Source organism: Paenibacillus pinisoli (assembly GCF_003605435.1).
GTDB lineage: Bacteria > Bacillota > Bacilli > Paenibacillales > Paenibacillaceae > Pristimantibacillus > Pristimantibacillus pinisoli.
Genome location: NZ_QXQB01000003.1, coordinates 505,425 through 529,681 on the forward strand (window position 1 = coordinate 505,425; position 24,257 = coordinate 529,681).

19 protein-coding genes are annotated in these 24,257 nt (G+C 48.5%); 5 read left to right on the forward strand and 14 right to left on the reverse strand.

Going from position 1 to position 24,257, the window contains the following annotated elements; genetic code table 11:
• Positions 1-23: 23 nt before the first annotated feature.
• The 7 genes from D3P09_RS15665 to D3P09_RS15695 form a co-directional block, all read right to left on the reverse strand.
• Positions 24-1,511 (reverse strand): nicotinate phosphoribosyltransferase, encoded by a 1,488-nt coding sequence (locus D3P09_RS15665; protein WP_120111816.1) that lies wholly within the window; start codon positions 1,509-1,511, stop codon positions 24-26.
• On the reverse strand, positions 1,508-2,323 hold the full coding sequence (locus D3P09_RS15670; protein WP_120111818.1) for a ribose-phosphate diphosphokinase: 816 nt from the start codon (positions 2,321-2,323) through the stop codon (positions 1,508-1,510). The genes D3P09_RS15665 and D3P09_RS15670 overlap by 4 nt, the downstream gene beginning before the upstream one ends.
• A gap of 400 nt (positions 2,324-2,723) precedes the next feature.
• Positions 2,724-4,334 carry a glycosyl hydrolase family 18 protein gene (locus D3P09_RS15675; RefSeq protein WP_120111821.1) on the reverse strand — a complete coding sequence of 537 codons (1,611 nt, stop codon included), beginning with the start codon at positions 4,332-4,334 and terminating at the stop codon, positions 2,724-2,726.
• Between the two features lie 212 nt (positions 4,335-4,546).
• Positions 4,547-5,428 carry a phosphotransferase family protein gene (locus D3P09_RS15680; RefSeq protein ID WP_120111823.1) on the reverse strand — a complete coding sequence of 294 codons (882 nt, stop codon included), beginning with the start codon at positions 5,426-5,428 and terminating at the stop codon, positions 4,547-4,549.
• 45 nt (positions 5,429-5,473) lie between these two features.
• Entirely contained in the window at positions 5,474-6,334 is an 861-nt protein-coding gene (sigJ, locus tag D3P09_RS15685; RefSeq protein WP_120111826.1) for an RNA polymerase sigma factor SigJ, read from the reverse strand.
• A 40-nt stretch (positions 6,335-6,374) separates the two neighbouring features.
• A complete protein-coding gene (locus tag D3P09_RS15690; RefSeq protein ID WP_120111829.1) occupies positions 6,375-7,559 on the reverse strand; it encodes an NAD(P)/FAD-dependent oxidoreductase in 1,185 nt (394 codons plus the stop codon).
• Positions 7,560-7,638: 79 nt separating this feature from the next.
• The gene (locus D3P09_RS15695; protein ID WP_120111831.1) at positions 7,639-8,259 is read right to left on the reverse strand and encodes a histidine phosphatase family protein; all 621 of its coding nucleotides are present in this window, start codon (positions 8,257-8,259) and stop codon (positions 7,639-7,641) included.
• Positions 8,260-8,595: 336 nt separating this feature from the next.
• Here D3P09_RS15695 and D3P09_RS15700 point away from each other — a divergent pair, with 336 nt between their 5' ends.
• Entirely contained in the window at positions 8,596-9,087 is a 492-nt protein-coding gene (locus tag D3P09_RS15700; RefSeq protein WP_120111833.1) for a hypothetical protein, read from the forward strand.
• Between the two features lie 139 nt (positions 9,088-9,226).
• On the opposite strand, the gene D3P09_RS15705 is transcribed toward D3P09_RS15700, so the two are convergent.
• The 6 genes from D3P09_RS15705 to D3P09_RS15730 form a co-directional block, all read right to left on the reverse strand.
• A complete protein-coding gene (locus tag D3P09_RS15705; RefSeq protein ID WP_165867459.1) occupies positions 9,227-10,801 on the reverse strand; it encodes a PD40 domain-containing protein in 1,575 nt (524 codons plus the stop codon).
• A 281-nt stretch (positions 10,802-11,082) separates the two neighbouring features.
• Positions 11,083-11,586, reverse strand: coding sequence for an RNA polymerase sigma factor (locus tag D3P09_RS15710; RefSeq protein WP_120111837.1), 504 nt, complete (start codon positions 11,584-11,586; stop codon positions 11,083-11,085).
• A 210-nt stretch (positions 11,587-11,796) separates the two neighbouring features.
• Positions 11,797-12,609 carry a carbohydrate ABC transporter permease gene (locus tag D3P09_RS15715; protein ID WP_133305013.1) on the reverse strand — a complete coding sequence of 271 codons (813 nt, stop codon included), beginning with the start codon at positions 12,607-12,609 and terminating at the stop codon, positions 11,797-11,799.
• A 23-nt stretch (positions 12,610-12,632) separates the two neighbouring features.
• Positions 12,633-13,511 carry a carbohydrate ABC transporter permease gene (locus D3P09_RS15720; protein ID WP_120111842.1) on the reverse strand — a complete coding sequence of 293 codons (879 nt, stop codon included), beginning with the start codon at positions 13,509-13,511 and terminating at the stop codon, positions 12,633-12,635.
• 81 nt (positions 13,512-13,592) lie between these two features.
• Complete coding sequence (locus D3P09_RS15725; RefSeq protein ID WP_165867460.1) at positions 13,593-14,969, reverse strand: ABC transporter substrate-binding protein; 1,377 nt, start codon at positions 14,967-14,969, stop codon at positions 13,593-13,595.
• Between the two features lie 83 nt (positions 14,970-15,052).
• Complete coding sequence (locus D3P09_RS15730; protein WP_120111847.1) at positions 15,053-16,276, reverse strand: ROK family transcriptional regulator; 1,224 nt, start codon at positions 16,274-16,276, stop codon at positions 15,053-15,055.
• A 285-nt stretch (positions 16,277-16,561) separates the two neighbouring features.
• Between D3P09_RS15730 and D3P09_RS15735 the strand changes: the two genes are divergently transcribed.
• The 3 genes from D3P09_RS15735 to tkt are packed head-to-tail and all read left to right on the forward strand — an operon-like array spanning position 16,562 to position 21,379.
• Positions 16,562-17,611 carry an NAD(P)-dependent alcohol dehydrogenase gene (locus D3P09_RS15735; RefSeq protein ID WP_120111849.1) on the forward strand — a complete coding sequence of 350 codons (1,050 nt, stop codon included), beginning with the start codon at positions 16,562-16,564 and terminating at the stop codon, positions 17,609-17,611.
• Between the two features lie 45 nt (positions 17,612-17,656).
• Positions 17,657-19,342, forward strand: coding sequence for a ribulokinase (locus D3P09_RS15740; protein WP_207892501.1), 1,686 nt, complete (start codon positions 17,657-17,659; stop codon positions 19,340-19,342).
• Between the two features lie 30 nt (positions 19,343-19,372).
• Entirely contained in the window at positions 19,373-21,379 is a 2,007-nt protein-coding gene (tkt, locus tag D3P09_RS15745) for a transketolase (RefSeq protein ID WP_120111854.1), read from the forward strand.
• Positions 21,380-21,444: 65 nt separating this feature from the next.
• Here the strand turns inward: tkt and D3P09_RS15750 are convergent, their stop codons facing one another.
• Positions 21,445-22,899: an ABC transporter substrate-binding protein gene (locus D3P09_RS15750; RefSeq protein WP_120112511.1), complete on the reverse strand. Its 1,455-nt coding sequence runs from the start codon at positions 22,897-22,899 to the stop codon at positions 21,445-21,447.
• Positions 22,900-23,284: 385 nt separating this feature from the next.
• Between D3P09_RS15750 and D3P09_RS15755 the strand changes: the two genes are divergently transcribed.
• Positions 23,285-24,097, forward strand: a complete 813-nt coding sequence (locus tag D3P09_RS15755) for a PIG-L deacetylase family protein (protein ID WP_120111857.1) — start codon at positions 23,285-23,287, stop codon at positions 24,095-24,097.
• Positions 24,098-24,257 lie beyond the last annotated feature (160 nt).

The following is a 24,257-nucleotide window of genomic DNA, read 5'->3' on the forward strand; positions in this document are numbered from 1 at the left end:
TCTCCTGCTACTATTAATTGGAATTACAAATTCGCGAGCAGCCGGGCGCGAATATCGGCCAGCGTATGCGTACGAACCAGCTTCCCGTCTGCAAATACATCCTCCAGCAAATCTGTTCCCTCAAACTGATTATACTGCTCCATGCTCAGATTATCGATAAAGTTCATCGTTCCATCCTGTTCGACAACCCGAACCAGGCCGGTTTGCGATTTCTTCATCTTGTTCGTGTCGGTTGCCGGGTCCTTATAGATTTTGCGTTCTTCTCCGTCCACCACCGTAAAGGTCGACTTCAGCGCAAAGCCGAACGTATCACGCGTGTTGTACTGGTACGTAAACGAGCCGATACCGTACACCATGTTCGTCGAAGCAAAGCCCTTCTGGGCCAGCTTCTCGCAAATCTCCCGGCAGCGATCCAGCGTAATCGCATCGCCATAGATTGCGCCAATGTGGCTGTCCAGCTGCTTGTAGCCGCGTTCGGTAATCGTTCCGCCAAAGATATCCCACAGGATCTCAATGACCCCTTTGCGGGCAAGCGGATGCTCCGAATCGGGATCGCCGCACAGAATGAGGACAGGGTCGCCGCTATCCGGACGGATGACTACCCTGCCGTCCCGGCTCATAATATCTTCCTTCAGCCCGCGGATGACGACATCCAGCACGCTCCACAAATCCCAGGTATCCGACACAATCGATACGAATCCGCTAGGGTAGACTTCCTTGATCAAGTAGCGGTACGAAGCCATCTCGTCGCGGCCATGCGCGCACATGACGCTGTGCTCCGTAGCCGGAATCGACGTGCCCACCAGCTCCGTCTCTATATTCGCATGGTAGTGGTCCTCCAGATACAGAATAGCCGGAATCGTATCCGTACCCGTGAACGACAGCAGATGTCCCGCGCCGCTGCTCTTCGCCGCTTCCAGCGAGCCCATGCCGCGCATCGAGAAGTCATGCCCTTGGAACGGCACCCCTGTCGTGTCTCCATTCGTCCGAAGCGCATAGTCCTGAAGGATTTGGCGGTATTCGAAAGCAATCGTGGCGCTGTTCGCCGGCAGCCAGAGCTGGCACGACATTAATGTCTCCAAGTAGTTCGTCAGCCAGAAAAACTCCGGCTTGGTGTTCTCAATGGTCAGCATCGGCACTTTGATCGGCACCAGGCTGCCTTCCTTAACGGCCTTGATCCGAATCGGCAAGTAACCCAGCTCATGAAGCTCCGCAATATGAGCGGCATCAGGATCGGCAATGCCTAACGTAAACTGGATAACCCGTTTATATTCGCGCACAACCTCATCCTGCGGCCTGTTAAAAAAGTTGCGGTTAAAGTAATCGATCAAGTAGTCCTGAATAAAGGCTTGGAAGCCGAAGGCCACCACATGCTCGACGCCGGCCAAGCGGCTCGTTCTGGCTGTCCAGGTCGAATATACGAGCTCCGTGCCCTTTGGATATTGATTCTTATGGCTTACCTTATAAAAATCGCAAAGCAGCGTGGCTGGATATACGTAATTGCTGTTCATTTGTACATACCTCCGATTGGGAACATTTTCATTAGGTCCGTGCTGGCCTGGCTCAAAATCGTGTCCGTCGTATACACCCGGTCGATTAAGCCGGATGTCAGAAGCTTGCCTTCGTAGATCGAATCCTCGCAATGGCTGACTAGCAGATACACTTCCGAAGCGCCTAGCTCCCTCAGCCGCTCTGCGCTTAGTAAAAACGTGCCTCCGTAAGAGCATAAATCATCTATTATAATGGCCTTGAATCCTGTCTCCCCGACTGTCCCGACGACATCGAGCTGCTCGATGCGGCCCGTCTCAAAATTTCTTTTCTTGAACCCGACCAGCTCTCTGTAGCCCCCCAGCTTGCTGTAACGCTTCTGCGCTCCCGCATCCGGAAAGAACAGATAGTCCTTCTCGGTGTGAAAACCCGTCTCTTCTATGACGTGCTGAAGCAAATCGCCGGTAGGATAGATGGCCTCGCTCCGATGGATGAGCGCTGTAGACACATCCGAATGCGGCTCTATAATGGTGACGCGCTCAAAGTTCATCGCATTAATCATATGTGCTGTATATTTCAAGGTGAATACGGAGCTGCCTTCGACCCGGTCCATCCGGCTATATGGCATATAGCTGATCAAGAGCGATGCCTTGCAACGATGGTCATCCAGAAAGCTCTTCACGAACAACAGCTTCAGCAAATCGCCGTCGGTCTCGTATTTCAAGCTGATCCGATTCTCGGACTCCGCAAGCTTCAATATTTGCTCCCCATCCACTCGGGTCTCCCCGTTCGGATAACTCATGAACGTCAACTGCTGCCCATTTAATGCGATCATGTTCGATCACGCTCCCGCTGTTTGTTTGCTCTTATTCGATAACTTCATCTTGATATTATCATAATGACAATATTAAAAATTGTCAATAGTTTTTTTGTAGCTGCTGCCTAATTCTAAACATAGCTTTCATGGCTGGAAGCCAAACTACGCAAGACCTATCCCTCCGATCGCTGTTGGGCCCAGATTCCTTGAATGTGATCAAAGGAGGGAATCCGGGCACAAAGGCGAACGCTAACGCTTCTCCAGGACAGGTCTTACTCCGTTTGTTTTTGCCATGTACACTACATTAATAAACCCATAGACTAAACCTACTGTGGACAATTCCGACTTCGTCCCCACTGTCTTGATGAAGAGATATCCTAATCAACTAAGGCCAACGTGCGAACTCAATTCGCAATACTCAGCGAGCCTCCTCGCCCACCAGCTTCCAGTCTGAGGCTGTGTAATTGCCCATATGCCATAAGGAGACGCCTTTCAGTCCATAGAACTTGGCCAGCCATACTTTCTTGTCAATGCTTGCCGTGTCTTCATAATAGATCAAATGAGTGCCCCGCTCGTCCGCAAACGTAATTTGATTCAGAAAATGCGGCATCATCAATTGACTGCTCACACCCGGCATAGCCAGACGCTTCTCCACGTCCCCGATAGACGGTCTGAACACGTTGGAGGTTACGCCATCCGCCGTAATCCACTGATTGGCCTGCTTGGAAATCCCCATTACCAGCTTTTCTTTCGGAATCGATTGCAGCGCGGTCTGTACCGTATCGTTCACAAGCTGCAGCGGCGCCGATGGCAGCCTGCTCTCGCTATGCGTGAAATCATACGCCATCAGAATAACGGAGTCGGCGAGTTTGCCGATTGCAGCCAAGTCATAGCCTTTGTAATAGTGAATAGGCGGAACCGCAACGGACAAGGTAAAGGATGTGCCCAGCTGCTTCTTCAAATCCTGGAGAAAGGCAACGAAATCCGCCGCGCTTTCCGCTTCCTTCAGTCCCTCAAAATCAATGCTCACTCCGGTGAACGAGTAAGCCGAATCGTTGAGCGTGGCATACAGAGATTCGATAAAAGCCTTCTGCGCAGGCTTGTCCTTCAGAAAATCCTTCAAATTCGCCTGATTGTAAAACACCATCAGTTCCTTGCTAACTTTCGCCTGATCAGCCTTTGTCAGCACTTCTTCATACCCGAGCGGTACCCGGTACTCCGTCGTTCCCGTATTCAGCTTGGCAGCTCCCGGACCGCTGTACTCCAGATTAGACCAACCGAGAATAACATCCGAAAGCTTATCCATATGCTGAATCGCCGGATAGGATGACAGCGCGTAATAGCCTGTAAAGTCCATCTTTTGTCCCGATACCCGCTCATCAATCAGACGATAAATCACCGCCGCAGCTTGCTTGCGGATTAATGGCTGTCCAGGCTTAAAGCCCGCAGCATCGCCCTCCATAATGCCGCGATGCGCCGCATAATACACGTAAGGCTGCATGGCCTCGCTTATCGAATCGCGGTCCTTAAAGCCGCGGGCGTCCCGCTCCTTCTTCCAATCCGCAGACAGCCACTTCTCGCGCGTCTCCGGCTTCTCTGCCTCCAGCAGCGACTGGCCAACCAGCATCGCCACTTCTTGTCTGGTAATCGTCTGCGCCGGGAGAATGGCTCCCTTCTGATCTAGCAATCCGCCAAGCCACTCACGCTCTAGCGCCGCTGAGATGTATGGCGCGGACCAGCGATCGTTCGCGACATCCGCCGGCAGCTTCCCCGCAGGAGCATCCGTCTCTAGCTGGCTAGCCATAACCAGCAGCTTGATGAACGCCTCCCTGGAAAGATCCACATTCGGGCGGTAGGTCCGATCCTCATAGCCATTAATAATACCGAGCGCCGACAACGCATAGATCGGCTCCCTGGAATAATCGTTCTCCTCATCCTTAAACGGCAAAAGCTGAACATTGTACGCCAGTGCACTGTTAGCGAGCAGCAGCACAAGCGCCATGGTTAATATTGCTGTTTTTTTGAACATGTCATCCGGTTCCTCCCCATCCTTCTAAATCTACGATCACAGTCTCTACCATGTAATAGACGCAACTCTATTCTATGTAGTTACAGGTTTGGATAAATTAATAGAGCAATCGACATATCATAAAGCAAGGGCGCGACACTTTGCAGTGTCGCGCCCTTGTCATCGCGGATGGAGATCGCCATATACGATCGTGATCGACTCGCAATCGGAAGTTAAACTCCGTTTTTGCGAAGCTCAAACTCCTTCAAGACTACATGACTCTCTACCAGTCTGTTTAAATGCTGCACTACTTCGGGCCTAGCCAATACATGGCCGTTGCGATTCAACAGCATCCAGCGGAGAATGCCCAGCGCTTCATAACGTTCCAGCTCCTGCTGCGGCACATCATGCGCCGCCTTAGCATAAGCCGTTCGAAAATGATAGGCATGCTGCTCCGATAGATAGAGCCGGAGTAAAAAGTAGGACCAGGCAAAGTCATACCTGGGGTCTCCCAGCTGCCCGTTCGTCCAGTCAATTACCGTGTAACGTTCCCCGTCTACCACAATATTTTCCGGATGAAAATCTCCGTGAACAATTCGGTCCTGTTTCATTTCAACCGTAGGAAGAATGGATTGAATCGCAGCGGCAATATCGTGATGAGCGTCTAAGCCTTGGAAGTGGTAGGCGACAAAATCATAGCAGGGCAAATTCAGCCCTTCGATGTCATGCGGATTAAGCAGATGCAGCTCCCCCAAAATCCCTGCAATGGCTGTCATCTTCTCTGGATGCAATGGGTTAACGGATATGCCATCATAGGCAGTGAGCAGCGCCTGCGCGCCGCCGGGCATAACGCCCCAACCGAGGGGCCGGGATACAGATATGCCGCGTTCGAACAAGGTGCTAAGCAGCCGATATTGAAACGACACATCAGGCCTGGAATGCTTATTCCATATTTTCAGGATATAGCTGCCGTGCGTATCGGAATGAAGCTTCACAACCTCGGCTTCGAAGCCTTGTTTCATTGGAGATACAACAAAGGAACCCTCTTGCTTCAATAAGACTTCCAAACTTTTCGTTTTCTCCGCCCAATCCATTGCAGCCAATACAGCTGACATTGTCACTCCTCCTATAGACGAATATAAGAACGATACCTATCCCGCTTAGATCCGAGTCAGCTTATCAGGATTTCTCACGAAGTAAATATTTTGAATACAGTCTTCCTGCATGTTCAGCAGCACGACCGTCTCCACAATATTGTCAGAAACGACAACAAGCCCTGTCTGCCCGTTTATCCGTTCCATCACCAGCTCCGTACGCCCTTCCCCCGCCGACATATTGCGGATAAGACCAGCCAAAAACCGGATAACACGCTCGCGGGATTCGATTGGGTGCACCGCCGCCACCGCTTTCCCGCCTCCATCCGATATGAGAATGACATCCTCAGCCAGCATAGCCGTGAGCTCCACTGCCTGATTCTGCTGAAGCGCCTTGAGGAAACGGGCAATCCATGCTTCACTCGCTCCTTCAATAGAGGTATATTCCCCCGGAGATATTCCCATCTTCGCTTTTGAACGGCTGAACAGCTTGCGGCAATTGGCCTCGCTCATCTCGATCATCGACGCAATGTCTGCGTATGAGAAGCCAAGCGCCTCCCTCAGCACGAATACCGTACGCTCGGAGGAGGATAACCGCTCTAGCAGGACTAGTATTCCATACGACAACAGCTCATGCTGAATAATAGACTCTTCAATGGACTCATCAGAGGAGAGAAGAGGCTCGGGAAGCCACGGGCCAAAATATTGCTCCCGCTTCTTCCGTGCCGACCTGAACACATCCCGGCAGCGATTGGATGCCATCTTGCATAGGTAGGCTTTAGGGTTATCTATGTGATCAAGCCCCCCAACGGCATAGGCCTTCAGAAAAACATCCTGCACCACATCCTCCGCATCCGAGACGGAGCCTGTCATCTGGTAAGCAAGCGCAAATAGCAGACTCCGATATTGCTTATACAGCTCTTGCATGCCGTCACATCCATTCTTTAAGCCGTTCTATACTATATCCTTACTGGAAGCTAGCTGAATCCCATGTAAACTTCCTTATAATCCAGCCCAGCTTACCCGTTATGACCATATCAATGCCCCATTTGCGCGTCCAGGCCATTCCTTGCTCCGGCCCTAGGCCAAAGCAGAAGAACTCCATATACGGCTCATGCTCAGGAGCCCGGCGCCCTTCCAGATCGGCAGCGATTATCCGGCCTAGCCTTGCGGCTTGAGCGATAGCTTCCTTGCAGGTTTTCCCGTCTGCCCGGCCGCTTGCCGCATCTGTAATATGGGCGCAATCTCCGATGCAATACACTCCTGAAGCGCCTATGACCCGATAGCTTTGATCGACGATAACATAACCCTCCGGGTTAACCGGAAGCCCCATCGCCTGCAGTCCTGCATTAGGAAGCAAGCCTAATGTCCATATGCATAATCCTGCAAGAACTTCATGACTGGCGGACAATGTCAGGATGCCATCCTTCTCTTGGAGCACTTTGCAGCCATGTATCGTATCGACCCCGCTCGCAGACAAATGGCGCTCCAGCTTCTGCCCTACCTTCTCCGGGCCTTCAGGGAATAACCGGTCATTCGCGTTGTAGAGATGAATGCGGACATCATTTTCAATAAGACCTTTGTTTCGCGCTTCAATTCGTGCATAGTGAGCCAGCTCCGCCGCTGTCTCAATTCCGCTAATTCCCGCTCCCGCAACGGCAATCGTCATGAGCCGCTGACGTTCTTTCCGGTCCGATTCCCGGGTCGCCTTCTCCAAATTGTACTGCCAAGCCTCGCGAATGCGCCGAGCCGAATCGAAATCCGCCAACGCAATTCCCCCTTGGTCGGATGCAGGTGTCCGCGCCACACTCCCGAGAGCGACCACAAGCATATCGTAATGGAACGACTGAATGATTCCTTGAACATCCTGTACAAATATATCCCGCTTCTGCGAATCCATGCTTACGACGGTTCCTTGCATCCATTCAACGCCTTCGGGAAATAGTTCCTTGAACGGCACCTGAATGGCTGCATCTGCTGTTGCAGCAGGCTTAAACAGCAATACTTTGCGTATATGTTCATTTTGCTTATCAATCAGAATAAGTCTCAGGGTCTCTTTGTCGCCTCTTGTTCTCCAAGCTTTCAGAATTGCTTTTACTGCATGAATGCCAGCGTATCCTCCGCCAATGACGATACATGTTTTTCGGTTCATTGCAACCACTCCTTTTTTTCGGCTGCATATGTAACGAGAAAGGACTTCATTTTGTGACAGAGGCACTGACACTTATGAATTAATTCTCCCTGTAATGGGACGTATCTCCGTATAACTCCACTGTTATCTGGTCACCTTCGCATACGACTTTGCATAAGGCTGTCGAATGTACAATGGGAGGCAGCCACAAATTGGCTAGCTCCCGGCCTTCGAAGAAGGCCATAATAACCTTCAGCGTAGCGGCGTGGGTCACAATTAGGACGTTCTTCCCTTCACTAGAGGCAATTATATCTTGGATCTTGGGAATTACGCGCCGCTGCAAATCGTGGTAGGACTCTCCGCCATTCGTCGGCACATACTGATGAGGATTATTCCAAAAATCGAAATGGCCGTCTGGGGAATGAGCCTCGATGTCGCTGTTCCGCTGGCCTTCCCAGCTGCCCATAGAGATTTCCTTCAGAGCATCCTCCGGCACAATATCAATTGTTCGATCACGGCGCAAAATCTGGGCTGTCCGAAGCGTCCTTGGACTGGAGCTGGCGTATATCGCATCGAGCGATATGCCGCTCATCGATTCGCTGAGCCAAGCTGCATGCTGAAGGCCCAGCTCGGTCAAGGGAGAATCCTGGTGCCCTTGCAGCCTTTGCTCGATATTCCATTCCGTCTGGCCATGCCTGGTCAAATAAAGGGTTGTTTTCATGAGATGCCTTCTTTCTATAATAGGGTGATTTTTCAAACATAAGGTGCGTAATCTTCTTCGAACGATTTTTTTGTCTCTTCGTAGGATGGGATGTCAATAAACTCAATTTTGCCGAATTCCAAATGCAGAAAGTCGTCATTAAGAATCTTTATACTTTTTTCAATTTCTTGCATGTCCCATGCCGTAGAATGTGGTTCGAGGTATTAGAAAGCATTCAACATCAGCGTAATGAGGTCACTATGAAAGACTTAACAAACGAGGCAGATTAGTTAAAAAGGGATTACTGTCAATTTTGTAGAATTATCAATTTATCTAAAATAAGGCGTGGTCATATCAATGAAAAAGAATTTTAAAAATAAGCACCGCATGTTAGAAAGTTTCGGTTATGAGTTTCTTGTTGCTTGTCCCAATTGTAATAGTAAATCAAAGGTTATTTCATTGGGAGAACACTCCCCTCATAGCACAGGAATTACAAAAAGGTTTGTTTGTTTAAACTGTGGAATGACCAATGATATCCGCTTTAACCAATCCATAATATCATATAGTAGCAAGTGGAATGAGGGCATTATAAACATTGGAGGGTCATTTGATTGGTATTTTGGCTATCCTTTATATTTACAAATACCTTGTTGTGGTCAGACTTTATGGGCATATAACCTCGAACATTTAGAGTATCTTAAAAACTATGTTCAAGCTGAACTAAGAGAAGACCATCCCTATTATCTTAGCGTAGAAAGTAGGCTTCCTTTGTGGATGAAATCTGCTAAAAATCGAGATGCGGTTCTTAAAGCTATTTCAAAATTAGAAAAAAAAGCAAATGAGAACTAAAAAAGTGCATTCAATAAGAAAAAACCTTGTGAAGTGTTTTCTTCAACTGCTGGGGACGTTAGTTAAGGAAATGAATAGAATAAGCCTTTGCATAAAAAGCCCTCTCCATCAGAGAGGGCTTCGCGAGCTGCTAAATAGGCTATTCTGTTGATTCCGGATCATATTGGAGGAATACATCTCTGCCTTCCATGTGCGAGAAGTATATTAAGTGTCCGTCCATCCAGAATCGGGTGTGCACCGATTCTATAGCTGCACCTAGTACAACTTCGGAGAGCACCTGTTTCTTTTGACGTTTCAGATCATATACAACGGTGTCTTCTTTCCCATCCATCAACATCTCTACCGCCACATAGCCCTGTTCCGGTTCCATAATCATGAGATGTGTCGCATCTGCCTCTCCGAGCGATGTAAGCTCCGCAAACTTCCCAGTGCCTGACTCATATTTCAATAGGTCCATTCGGCTCTGTTGCTGCTTCTGCCGGTTAAGCGTAAAGTATACATCCCCTGTTGTTTCATCATACACCAAGCTGTAAATATTTCCGTTCGTCCAATCCCCTGACACTGGCATGTCCTTGAGCGCAAATATAATCTGAGAAGCTGCATTATCGGCTGCTCGTGTAACCTCCCCATTGGAGATCGTGACGACCTGATTGTTTAATTCCTCCATGTCATCAATCAAATATCCCCTGTCGCCTTTGGACAGCCAATAGCGAGTGGATTGAATCTCATAATAAGGATCTGAGTAGGATAAATAGGTGTTGGCATCTACATATGTCTTTCCGTTCTCTTGGCCGCTGTCTAAGATCCTGTAACCGACCTGGCGAGGGCTTGTTCCTTTCAGATAACCCGGGTCGTAGCTGAAAAAGCTATGGGCAAAATCTTCATCCCGGTAGATTAGCGCTTGAATAGATCCGGCGACCACCTCTTCTGGCCCGGCCATCTTGCCGGAAACCTCGAATTGCATCAGCTTTTTCCAGACGACATTGGTATGAAACACTTTGTAGACAAATAATTGTCGGCTGTCATGGCTCCACACAGGTTCTTCAAAGGTATAGCGCGGCTGCTGTTCACCTTCAATTAGCTGTCCGGTATCCGGGTCCCATGCTTCAGCCAAGCTATTATGGCTCACTTGCTTGCTCGTCCTGAAATCGGAGTCCGCTACCCAGATATCTTCAAGCGCAGGCTCTCCTTGGGATTTTTTAATATATGCGATGTAGGCGCCGTCATTGGAGATAGCCGGATACCGCCCTGAATCCAGCACCGTTTCCTGTCCGTTGCCCAAACTTTTGCTCATAATGTTATTGTCGCGCTCGAACAGAATCGACTTCTGATCAGCCATATATGACGGGTATGTTCCAATCGCAATTTCCTTCACAGAGTTACTCTTAAGCTCCAGCTCCATAATTCGGCTTTCTGCTTCCTGATCTCCCGTCCCCTTCTGTACAAATAAAATGTGGGTGCCGTCCGGCGACCATGCGGGAGTCTCCATTCTTTCCTGAGATGAAGCTCTCATTATCAGATCGCGGCTGCTTTTGCTATCGATTTCATAAATTCTCAAGCTTCCATCCTCTACATAAACCAGTTCCTTGCCGCTCGGAGATACCCGAACAAATTCAATATTACCGGCAATCAGCGGATAGAGACCCTTCTTATCATAAGCGTACAATCCTCTGTCCTTCAGCGGAAGGTAAACGGTACCGCCATATTCCGCCATGCCGGAGCTGTTCTCCTCTCCTAATTGCTCTAATAGGGAAAAGGAGTGGTTAAAATGCAGTGTTGCCGCTTCCACCCTTGGAACAGAGCTGTTGTTAAACCATATGTTCCCTGCAAAAACTACACAAAGAATGAGAGCGACAGCGCCGGCCCATATGCGGCGAGAACGTCGCCGTGGAACAGACCTTTGATTAAATGATTGGCGGAGTTCCGCCTTTAATTGCTCATTTACAGGAAGCTTGCTCTTAAAATCCTCCATAAGCACATCCAGCTCCTTGTCGTTCATTTCAACACCTCCATGCATTTGTTGATCGACAATGCCATCTTTTGTCTGATGCGTTGGACCTTTGTTTTAAGCCACAATTCGGCTTTTCCAACCACTTGGCTTATCTCGGAATACTTCATTCCGGCAATATATTTAAGGTTAATCATTTCACGCTCATCCGGAGCGAGAGCGAGCAAGGATTGCTTCAAGCAATCATGCTGAAGATCGATTGTCTCCATAAGCTCGCTTATTCGGGTGTACCCAAGCACCTCAGGATCATGTCCGTATACCCATTCTTTTTTCTTCCGGTAATGATCGATTACCGTGTTGCGGGCAATGGTGAACAACCACGGCTTCACTCGCCCCTCGTCCACCTGTTGATTTCGATAATGCTGGAAGGCTTTTCGAAATATGTCGCTCACGAGATCATCCGTATCCCATTTGTTTCCGGTTTTATAAAGCACAAATCGATAAATATCATCAAAATACTCGTCGTAGACAGAAACGAACGGATCATTCACTTGCCTGCACTCCCCTTTCCATAAGTATTAACGGCATCGACTCAAAAAAGTATCAATAGCTATCCCAATATATAAAAAAAGACCCTGCTAAAGAGTCTGCGAATACATGGCCGCCTCCACTGCTATTTTACTAGATAGATCTACCCGAGAATTTTCTCTGTTACACGAAAAAAGAGCAGCCTTCTCATGGCCGCTCTCCAATCTTTTGAACTACCCTTTAACCGAACCTGCCGTCAATCCTTTAACGAATGACTTATAGGTAAAGAAGCCGATGAGAATAGGCACTATTACAACCATCGTACCTGCCGCCGACATCTTGCCCCAGAAGAAACCTTGCTGTGTCATGAACTTGCTCATATATACCGGCAAGGTTGCGGATTGAGTAGCGGTTGCCGTTACAGCAAAGAAAAACTCGTTCCACGTCACAACAAACACGAGCAGCGCGGATGAGATAATGCCGTTCTTCACGAGCGGCAGCATAATCTTGAAGAAAGTGCCCGCCTTGGAACAGCCGTCTATCGTAGCCGCTTCTATAATTTCACCGGGAATCTCCTTAAAGTAGGTCGTGCACATCCAGATCATCAAAGGAATTCCCGCTCCTGTATTCAACAAAATTAAGGCAAGCTTTGTATCCAACAAATGAGCTTTCGCCAACAAAATATAGATAGGCGTAATCACAGCAACTGCCGGCAAAAAGATGGTCGTAATAAACCAGAAGTAAATACTATTCGCTTTTTTGATACCGGAATAGACTAACGCATAGGCGGCAAGCACGCCTAGTACAGCCGATACGATAACCGTACCAAAAGTAATTTGCACAGAGTTGGATAAATATTTGAAAAATTCAGGGGTGACAACAGCCCGATAATTGTCCAATGTCGGTGTAAAGGTTAAAGATGGAACGGCAACCTGGCTTTCAAATTTGAAGCTGGACAGAAACATGTATAACATCGGGAATAGCCATAATATTACGATTACATACGCCATAGTTGTCAACAGATTTCTATTCAATCGTCTACTCAATTTCCTCACCGCCTAGACTATGTTCATATATTCTTCGAGTTGTTTTTGTTCATAAATCCATAAAAACGTTGGACAACAATAAGCGTAAGAGCAACAGTTACGACTGCAATCGCAGCGGCGGTTCCCACGTTCCAGTCATAGAACAGCGCCTTGTACGAATAATACGGCAAATTGCTTGACGAGCTGCCCGGACCGCCGGATGTCGTGACATAGATCAATCCGAATACCTTCAAGATATTAATTAACCCCAGCGTCATAGCCACATTGATGTGATCTCTGATTAAAGGCAATTGAATGTGCAGCAGCAGCTTCCAGCCCGTAGCTCCATCTATTCTTGCGCTTTCCAATATTTCAGACGGCATGTTCTGAAGCCCGGACATAATGATGAGGAAGAAGAACGGAGTCCACTGCCAGATAATCAATAACATGATGGTGAGCAATGCATATTTGCCGAAGAAATCTATGGGCTCTAGTCCGAGCGCGTTGGAGATGTAGTAATTGAGACCAAGCGACGGGTTCAGCATCAAGGTTTTCCATATAATTCCGACTACAGCCTCCATCACAAAATAAGGGATGACAAACAGCGTTCTGAGCAGGTTCACACCCTTGAACTCACGATTGAGCATCAAGCCGAACAATATGCCAAGCACGGTACAAATCGTTAGACCAACGACCACAATGAGCAGGGAATTTAATATCACCTGGTAGAACTGACCATCGGACAATATTTTCTTGTAATTGCTAAATCCAGCGAAACTTATACCCAGATCGGGTCTCTTGACGTTCCAGCTAATAAAGGAATAGATAATGGTAAGGATAAATGGAATCTGGGTTACAATTCCTACAACAATGAGTGCCGGAAGAATTAATAATTTGCTCTTATCGCCCTTTGTAGTCATCATTCTTCTCCTCTTGTCTATTAATAAAATTACTGGTACGTACCTCGCACGTACCAGTAATTTTGGAGAGTGAAGTTCTATGGTTTACTTCGCATATTCTCCCGCAACAGCCACATCCGTCAATATCTTTTGCCCTTCTTCCAATACGGCTTCAATATTCTTTTGACCGACTAGATAAGAAGCAAGCAATTGTGCGATTTGTTCGCCCCACGATGAGTATTCAGCCATATTCGGAATGGAATTGCCTGTATACGGTGTTTTATTCATAGAAGGATTAAAGAAATCAACCTTCAGGATCGCTTCTTTGGTAATGTCCGCAAAATCACTGGCCTTCTTATAGTTTTCATTGTCATAAGTGGATACGCGGGTGCCGGAAGGCGTGCTTTCCCAGCCCTTCTTCTCGCCAACCAGGTTAATGTACTCCTTGCTTGTCGCCCAAGTTAGAAACTGGAATGCTGCTTCTTTCTTCTTGGAGGAAGCGTTAATCGCTATGCCCCATCCGCCAATAGTATTGGTCGCATCTTGCTTCACTTGAAGCGGCGCCATTGCATAGCCGATTTTCCCCGTGACAAGGGAATCCTTGGAGTTGGCAAGCGTACCAGCCGATACGCTGGCGTCATACCACATGGCCGCTTTTCCAGTAGACATGAGATTCAGAGCTTCTGTATAACCTGTTGAGGTTGGTCCCGCTTGTCCGGCATCGGCCAAAATTTTCTTATAGAACTCGATCGCATTTTTCATCTCTGGCGTGTTGAACGTCGCCTTCCAGTCCATATCGTAATATTGCGCCCCGAATGCATTGGCGATTGAGCTGAAAATAAACATGTTCTGTCCGCTGCCAGGCAAGCCTCTCAGCGCGATACCGGCAATGCCCTTATCCTTGTCCTGTGCCGCTACAGCCAGCTCATACACTTGCTCCCACGTTGGGTTTGCAGGCATCGTCAGGTTTTTCGCTTCAAAAATTTCTTTATTGTAGAATAGCAGAGTTGTTTCTGCGTAGAATGGCAGCGCTCCCAATCCTTTCGATTCAGAAGACAGCGAATCTCTGACTACTGGAAAAACATCTTCCAGGTCATAGTTCTTTTTGTCTTCCTCGCTCATGCCATTCAGCAATCCATCCAGCGGCTCCGTCCATCCATTGTTCAAATAAACGGCAGAGTCCTGAGCGCCGATTGTAAATAAATCGTATTGCCCGCCGCCGAGGCCAACATCCTGTGTAATTTTAGAGCGAATCTCATTTTCAGAAAGAACGGTATAATTCACTTTGATGCCTGTTTTTGCTGTGAACTCGGACGTCATCTCTTCCATAATGACCATATCGTTGTTATTGACAGTAGCGATATTCAGCACGGCTTCTTCATTTGCATTTTTGTTATTGCCGCCTGAGCAGCCGACTAACAAGGTCCCTGCCAGAGCAATAATTGAAATCAAACTAATCGCATACTTAAACGGTTTCTTCATACATAGACCCTCCATTATATGAAATAAGAACAACTTCATTATGTGTTGCTTTCCCGGCTTGTCTCTGTTCTCACCCTTCATGACTACCCGTAGTGGGTTTCAATGAAATCGATAATGTCGAGCGAGTCCATATATTTCTTCACAACCATCAATCCGGCTCCTTCCAGCATGCCTCCTTTTTCATAGCTGGAGAAACGAATATCAATAGAGTCCACGATTTCCTCCGGCAAATCATAGCTTAAATTAAGCTTTAATTGCGCCAGCAATTTGGGCGAATTGACAATCATGTCGCCGAAAACAATCGTATCCGGATTCAGGATGTACAGAAGATTTTTGATTCCATAGGAAAGAAACCAAGCCATCTGATTCACTGCCCATACGGCCAGCTCATCATCCTTCTCGTAATAATGATAAATATCGCTTATCGTAGAATGCTCATGCAGCTGCGAATGGGGAAAGTCATGCAATCTCTCTTCCACTGACCGGATCAGATTGATCGGAGCCGCATACCGCTCCAGGATGCCGACCTTATTGAATTCATTGCGCTTGGCATTGAAATTGATCCCCATGTGCCCGATCTCGCCTGCGATTCCATTCTTGCCGCGGATCAGATTGCCGTCAATAATGATGCCTCCGCCAATTCCATCACCCAAATTGAGATACATCATAATGCCTTTGGTAAGACCTGTTTCCTCTACATAGTCTCTCCATTCTCTTAATGCAGATACGTTGGCATCATGGTCGATAAATACGCTCAATTGCGGATATTGGGCTTGGATTTGCTCCTGAAAATCGATCTTCGAAAGCTCCGGCATATCATATACCTTAGCAATCGTTGTGTTGTTAAAGGTCATAAGCGGTCCAACGATCGCTATTCCGATGCCTAATACCTTCTTGTCCTCCATGGCGAGCATCCGGTCTATCCCCTCGTAAGTTGACGCCAATATAGAAGCAATAGGTGTAGACTTATCGATTCTGACCATGCTCTTATGCAGCACGGCCGCGTGAATATCGCATAAGGCGAATTCAATTGCATCGCGGTTAATCCTTACCGCCACTGTTGCCACATCATCCAGAGCCAGCGTTATTCCTGTAATTTTGCGCCCATTGTCCGATAAGATCGGCCCTTGCTCCCTTACCACGCCCATCTCCACAAATTCATTCACAATATTGGTAATGGTCGCTTTATTCAATCCGCTCTTGGCCGCTAGCATCGATCTTGAAATAAGCCGGTGTCTTAGCAGCAAATTCAGTACCAACCCCCGGTTGGCCTTTTTCACTTCATCTATGTTTTGTGCTCGTTTCATTTGTCCTCCGTTCTGTTTATTATATAAACTAATTTTGAAGAAAAAATTTACATGATTAACTATTCGTCATTCGACAACTTGAATATATTACACACTGGAAGCGTTGTCAACTCCTTTAACGCTATTTTCATACGTGAATATGCCAAGTTTTTTGTCGAATTTAGAGGAAACCATACGTTTTCAATTAAATTTTTTCATCCACTATAGTTTACATGATAAACTTTATAATTTATGATATGGGTATATTTTATCATTAATACTAGATGAGATGAGGAGAAATAGAACATGGGCAAAACAATGAAGGTAGCCATTATGAATACAGTAGGGAAACTGGATTTTGAGCAAAAGCCGATTCCTCAAGTGAAAGATGATGACGTGTTGATCAGATTGGATTATGTCGGAATCTGCGGTTCAGATATGCATCTGTTTGAAAACGGTTTTATTGGAGAAAAGCATGTAACCGACCCGATTGTGCTTGGCCATGAGCCGGGCGGAATCGTAGAAGCGATCGGAAAAAATGTAACCGGACTGAAGCCCGGAGACCGTGTTGCTGTAGAACCCGGCATCCCCTGCTATAGATGCGATTATTGTAAATCGGGAAAATACAATCTTTGTCCAAAGGTATACTTCTATGCCTCGCTGCCTGTACTGGAAGGCTGCTTTGCCGAGTACATCGCTCACCCTGCCGACCTTTGCTTCAAGCTTCCCGATAACGTAAGCACCATGGAAGGAGCGATGATGGAGCCTCTGGCTGTCGGCATGCATGCCGCGCTGCAATCCGGCGCTCAGGTGGGAGCGTCTGCCGTCATACTAGGAGCCGGTGCGATCGGGCTGCTGACCATGCTTTCGCTAAAAAGCATGGGTGTGCATGATATTACGGTCGTTGATCTTGTGCAAAACCGTCTGGACAAAGCCAAGGAACTGGGATGCGCGCATACCGTCAATGCCAGTGAAGCCGATGCAATAGACACTGTCATGGCGCTGACGAACAATGAGGGCGCAGATTACGTGTTTGAGACAGCCGGTTCCGAAGCAACGATACTGCAGACAGCCAAGCTGACCAAGCGCGGTGGAACGATTGTGCTTGTAGGCTATACAAGCAGCGGCAAAGCGCAAATGCAGGTGAACCATATCGTTGATAACGAGATTACAATCAAAACCGTATTCCGCTACCGCAATATCTACCCTAAAGCCATTGAGGCTGTGTCCAAAGGAATCATCCCGCTTAAAGCTATTGTTTCCGATATTTTCGAGTTTGAACGCATCCAAGAGGGTATGGAGAGAGCGATTCAGCATAAAGACAAGGTTACAAAATGCGTCATCCGCATTCGCTAACCATATCCCCCTATGGCTGTTGCGTCGATTAAAGGAGGTCTTATCTTGGACAATAAAGCAGGCGCTATCGTTGCCGGCGCAGACTTTGGCAGCGATTCTGTAAGAGTCATTATCGTTGAAGGAGCAACGGGCCGGACCGTCTCAGAAGCATCCTGCGCCTATCCGCGCTGGGCCAAACGAATGTATTGCAACGATGAGATCAGCCAATTCCGGCAGCATCCCCTCGATTATATCGAAGCCTTTACCGCTGCTTTCCAATCTGCGTTGCAGGATGCGGGCGAGCATGCCGGCCAGCGTCTGCTCAGCATAGGCATTGATACGACGGGATCGACGCCATGTCCTGTCGATGAAGCAGGCATTCCGCTGGCTCTCAGACCTGAATTCGCAGATAACTCGAATGCCATGTTTCATCTATGGAAAGACCATACCGCTATTGCTGAAGCTGAAGAAATCAATACGATCTTCTCTACAGCTGATACCGTGGACTACACGCAATATCAGGGCATCTATTCTTCGGAATGGTTTTGGGCCAAAATCCTGCACACAATTAGAAAAGATCAGCAAGTAAAGCAAGCTGCCTTCACATGGATGGAGCATTGCGATTGGTTTGCCAGCTTGCTGGCCGGAGGGACGGATCCGCTGGCCATGTACCGCTCCTCTTGCGCGGCAGGCCACAAAGCGCTTTGGCACAGCGCCTTTGGCGGCTTGCCATCAGAAGAATGCCTTCGGCAGCTGGACCCGTATCTCGTACTGATCAAAGAACGTTATGGCGCGGGGCCGCAGCATGCTGATGCCGCAATCGGGACGATCTCCAAGGAATGGGCGGCCCAATTAGGCGTCAATGAACAAGTCATCCTATCCGGCAGCTCCTTCGATGCCCATGCGGGAGCTGTAGGAGCCGGCATCAGGCCGCGCACGTTAGTGAAGGTGGCCGGCACCTCCACCGTCGATATGATGATCGAGCAGCCGGAGCGTTTGGCGGGCAAGGATATGAAGCATATATGCGGATTGGCTGAACATTCCATCATTCCCGGCTATGTCGGAATTGAAGCCGGGCAAGCCGCTTTTGGCGATATTTTCGCCTGGTACAAGTCCCTGTTGATGTGGCCGGTCGAGCAGATGCTTCAGCAAACGGACCTCTTGTCCGAGGATCAGAAAAGGCGGCTGCGGGAGCAATGCTCCGAGCAGCTTCTATATAACCTTGAAGCGGCGGCAAAGGAAATCCCGCTCACGGCGGTCAATCCACCCGTTGCTCTGGATTGGTTCAACGGCAGACGGTATCCCGTATTAAATGAGGCTGTGAAAGGAACGATTGCAGGTCTTCATCTGGGCAGCACCGCGCCTGCTATCTATCAATCGCTGCTGATGTCCGCTATTTTTGGCGCGAAACGAATTTTTGACAGCTTCATCGAACACGGACTGCAAATCGACCGAATTGTCGTCATTGGCGGCATCGCCAAAAAATCACCCTACATTATGCAGATGATGAGCGACGTATTAGGCAGGCCGATTATGATCAGCAAGCAAGATCAAGTCTGCGCGAAAGGAGCGGCTATCTATGCTGCGGTTGCAGGCGGCCTGTTCACTAGCATCGAGGAAGCGCAGCAGATGTATTGCGAGCCGTACGAAGCCGACTATGAGCCGGATCCCGAGAAGCAGCAAGACTACGCCAAGAAGTACAGGCAGTATTGGCGACTGGCTCAATCTATTGAAGAATTCCATAGTGTGTAAACTTCATTAAACAAAGGACGTGCATTTGAGATGACGAACATCGAACAGCTGTCGGTTCAATCGCTGCGCAGCTTATCTATTGATATGATCGAACAAGCGAATTCGGGCCATCCCGGCATGCCGCTCGGCTGCGCCCCGATGGCCTATACGCTGTGGACTCAATATATGAACCATAACCCCAAAAATCCGGACTGGTTTAATAGAGACCGCTTTGTCCTGTCTGCCGGACACGGATCAAGCCTGCTGTACAGCTTGCTCCATCTCTCCGGGTATGCATTATCGATTGAAGACTTAAAGCAGTTCCGCCAGTGGCAAAGCAAGACGCCAGGGCATCCGGAATACAAGCATACACCGGGAATCGATGCGACCACCGGTCCGCTTGGCCAAGGCATAGCATCCGCTGTAGGCCTTGCTATTGCAGAGCAGCATCTTGCCGCTGTATACAATCAACCCGGGATGCCTGTTATTGACCACTTTACGTATGCGATTTGCGGCGACGGGGACTTAATGGAGGGCATCTCCTATGAAGCGGCATCGCTTGCGGGTCATTTGAAGCTAGGCAAGCTAATCGTTCTGTACGATTCGAATGATATATCACTCGATGGAGAGCTGCATATGTCGTTCTCCGAAAATGTGGAGCAGCGCTTCGGGGCCCAAGGCTGGCAGTATATCCGCGTAGAAGATGGCAATGACTGCGAACAAATCTCTCAAGCTCTGAAGCTTGCGAAGGCCGATCTCACAAAACCGGCTCTCATTGAAATCAAAACGACGATCGGCTTCGGCTCGCCGAATAAGGCAGGCAAATCCGCATCCCACGGCTCGCCTCTAGGCTTCGATGAAGCCAAATTAACGAAACAGGCGCTGCAATGGACGCATGACACTCCTTTTTATGTGCCGGAGGAAGTCTACTCGCATTTCCAAGCAGAGGTTGTTCAAAAAGGAATTCAGCAAGAGGAAGCATGGCAGGAGCTGTGGGACACGTACGCCCTTGCTTATCCGGACCTGGCCAAGCGGCTGCTCGCATCCATGGAGAATCATCTCACATTGAACTGGGATAGCATACTTCCGGAATATTCGACAGGGAGCTCTGCCGCAAGCCGCGCTGTCTCTGAAGAAATCATCAACGCGCTGGCCAAGGAGGTCCCTGGCATAATAGGCGGATCGGCTGACCTTGCGAGCTCCAATAAAACGATGATTAAGACAACAGAGCCATTTCTGCCCGGATCCTACCACGGACAAAATATTTGGTTCGGCGTTCGAGAGTTTGCCATGGGCGCGATCCTCAACGGCCTGGCCTTGCATGGCGGATTAAAGCCTTATGCCGGTACCTTCTTTGTCTTCTCCGACTACTTGCGCCCGGCAATCCGCCTAGCAGCACTCATGGGATTGCCTGTCACTTACGTCTTTACGCACGACAGCATCGCAGTAGGCGAGGATGGGCCCACGCATGAGCCAATCGAGCAGTTGGCCTCCTTGAGAGCCATGCCAAATCTGTCCATCATCCGTCCGGCCGATGCCAATGAAACAATAGCGGCATGGAGATTAGCTATAGAATCTCAAGACATCCCTACCGCCCTCGTGCTAAGCCGCCAGAATCTGCCGACTATGAAAGATACCCGGCAGCGCGCATACGAGGGAGTGTCAAAAGGAGCTTACATCATCTCCAAGGGCAAAAGTGACCAGCCGCAGGCGCTATTGCTCGCTACCGGCTCTGAGGTTCACCTGGCGGTGCAAGTCCAACAAACACTGGCCGAGGAGCAAATCGATACAGTCGTTGTCAGCATGCCGTCTTGGGACCGCTTCGAAAAGCAGAGCGTTGAATACAAACAATCTGTATTAGCTCCTTCTATCAAAAAACGGGTTGCTATCGAGATGGCTTCCTCCTTAGGCTGGGAACGTTATGTAGGCGATGAAGGCGAAATTATCGCCATTGACAAATTCGGCGCTTCCGCGCCGGGAGATACGATCATCGAACAGTACGGCTTCAGCGTTAGCCAGATTGCGAAGCGTGTGAAGAAGCTGCTTCATATAGATTAATCTGTCGAAGCAATTCGCTTCATCAAAAAAAGTTGCAGACATGATGTCTGCAACTTTTTTTATTCTTACTCCTTCACAATACCATCCGCTCCGAACGTTTCCGCTGCAGCCTTATTAACCGATTCGAACATTTCCTCCGGGGTGATTTCATTGGCAAGCAAAGCTTGCAATTTAGGTATAATGACCTCTGTCTCCACTTTGATCGCTTTGGCGCCCAGCTCAATTGGAATATCCGGGCGGGCCGGCGCCGCCTGCTTGAGCAAACGTTCAAGCGCGGCAAAGTTATCCGCATTTTGGATGGACTCCATGCTTTCTGCCGCTTTGCGGCCGCTGTCTGTAATATCAGCCAGGAACGACTCATGATTGACCGTGGCTGCGATTTCACCGCTCGCCAGGAAATACGCCGCTTTCACCACATTGGCTTTATGCTCATCCGTCGGTTCTTTTTTGCCGCGGAATGTCACGTAACCGTCAACAGCGGTATGGGATACCGCTTTATGGCCTCCAAAGGAAGGCAATGGCAGCACGACATAATCCACCTTAATGCTATCCTGCACGGCGCTGTCGTCATTCGCATCGATTTTTTTATTATTGATGTTCGCCGAATTTTCGAATGAAGTCATGCCTTTGCCTGTAATCATGGTTTGTCCCGTCAGGAACATATTCCAGCGTTTCCCGGCATCAATCGAGCTCAGCTCCTTCGGCATGGAACCGTCGTCAATCATCTCGCGAATCGCTTTTAATACGTCAAGGAAATTCGAGCTTGTGTAAGCGTACTTGTGATCCTCCGTAAACGGCGAAGGCAGACCCGCGTTTTTGACCAGTATGGTTAAATAGTCTTTCGATGTGACGCCGGCAGTGGCAAAAACAAAGCCGTAACGGGTGGTTTTTCCATTCTCTTGCACCACGCCTTTTTGGATCGCCTCCCGGAATTGGTCATAGGTCCAGCCTTCTTGCTGCACCTTCTTCCAATCAATCCCGGCAGCCTCCATAAACTGTTTGTTTCCGCCGATGGATTGAACGGACATATACGCCGGGAAACCGTATAAGCCGTCCCCATTTTTCATATATTCCAATGGCACCTCGTCGAAGTCCTCCACCATCTCTGGAGTTACAATGTCCTTAATGTCCATGAGCATGCCCATTTGCGCATACTTGGCGACCACATCGGCTCCGATAAATGCCAGGTCGGGAGGGCTTCCCGCATTGACTTGCGTATCAAGCTTTTGGGCCATATCTTCCCAGCTTGCGGGCTCGATTTTCAAGGTCAAATGAGGATACAATTCATTGAACTTTTTTTCCATAGCGTCAAAATTACTTTGAAAGTTGGCAGAGACAGGCGGAAGCAAAGCCGTGATGGTGTCCTTGGCAGGCGAATCCGTTGCCGTACTGCCGGTAACGGCAGACTGGGTTGCGCTCGGCGTATTCACAGGGTCCTTCGTTCCACAAGCAGCTAATATCATCCCCATAGATAACGTTATGGCCAACACGGTTGAAGCAACTTTTGTCTTCATGTTCAGGTTCCTCCCTGTAATAGGTTCCTCATTCCGCAAATAAAGCGCTTTCAATCAACATCATCTTAAACCGATTGGCAAAAGATAGTCAATAGTTTTTGAAATATTACTTCTTTATGAAGTATATATTCGAAATTTAATAACATAAATCTCATTAACAGCTACTTGATCGATTCTGATATTTTATTCCGTTTTTATAATACAATATGATTTTTTATTACAAAGATTCATTGTCTACTCTGCTTTGGCATGCTAGTATGGGTTACAGGAATGCGTTTATGCGCTTCGAAAGGAAAGCGGTTCCAGATATCTTACGGATTTGACAGCAGCATTTACGAAGACTTGATGCTCTACATCACCCAACCATTCTATTTTCTGGAGGAGATTACGTATGTCAAAGATTCTTAATGTGATCGTCATTGCAGCGCATCCCGACGAGCCGGAGGAATATGCAGGCGGCACCGCTGCCCTTTATGCCGAGCTCGGTCATCGCGTAAAGTTCCTTACTCTTACTAACGGAGATATTGGGCATTACGACTACAAAGGCCCTGAGCTTGTCAAACGCAGAGGCGAGGAAGCGCTTGTAGCTGCTGAACGCCTGGGCGTACAGGAATATACAATCTGGAACATATCCGATGGCTGGCTAGTCCCTAGTCCCGACAACCGCGATAAGGTGATTGAACAAATTCGCGAGTGGGACGCAGATGTCGTGATTACGTTCCACGGCCATGGCGGCGGCCATTTCGATAATCGCAACGCGGGCAGAATCGTCCGCCAAGCCGCCGAATATGTAGCGAGCGGCGCTGCTTCATTCAACAAACAACCTCTATTCCTTCTCATGCCGGACTTCACCGCACGTTCCATCTATAGAGCCGACCTTGCCATTGACATTTCCACCGTTCTGGAGAAAAAACTGCTTGGCTGCGACGCCCACGCTTCACAATTCTATGAACTGGCCCCTTGGCAAAAACGAATCGATCACCTCGTCCCAGAGAGCCTGGAGGACAAAAAGGCCTTTATTCTGAAGTATTGGGCTAATTTCTTCAACGTGTCGGAAGAGATGCTCCCTGCGCTGGAGCGCTGGTACGGGAGGGATAAGGCCGCCGCGATCCAATATGCCGAGCCTTACGAGATTGCCGGCTACAACTTGCGCGAGTGGAGCGAGGAGGATATTAGAGCCTTGGTTCCGATGCTGCAAGCTTAGAGCCATAGATCAATAGATCCTTTTACTTTGAAAAAGCGGCAAACCAGATCAAGCCATCGCTTGATATCAGGTTTGCCGCTTTAATGTGCTTATTTTGGCACAGATTTTGATATGGATATCTGCTATTCTCATAGTTGACAGAATGTTCCCTTAATTCTAT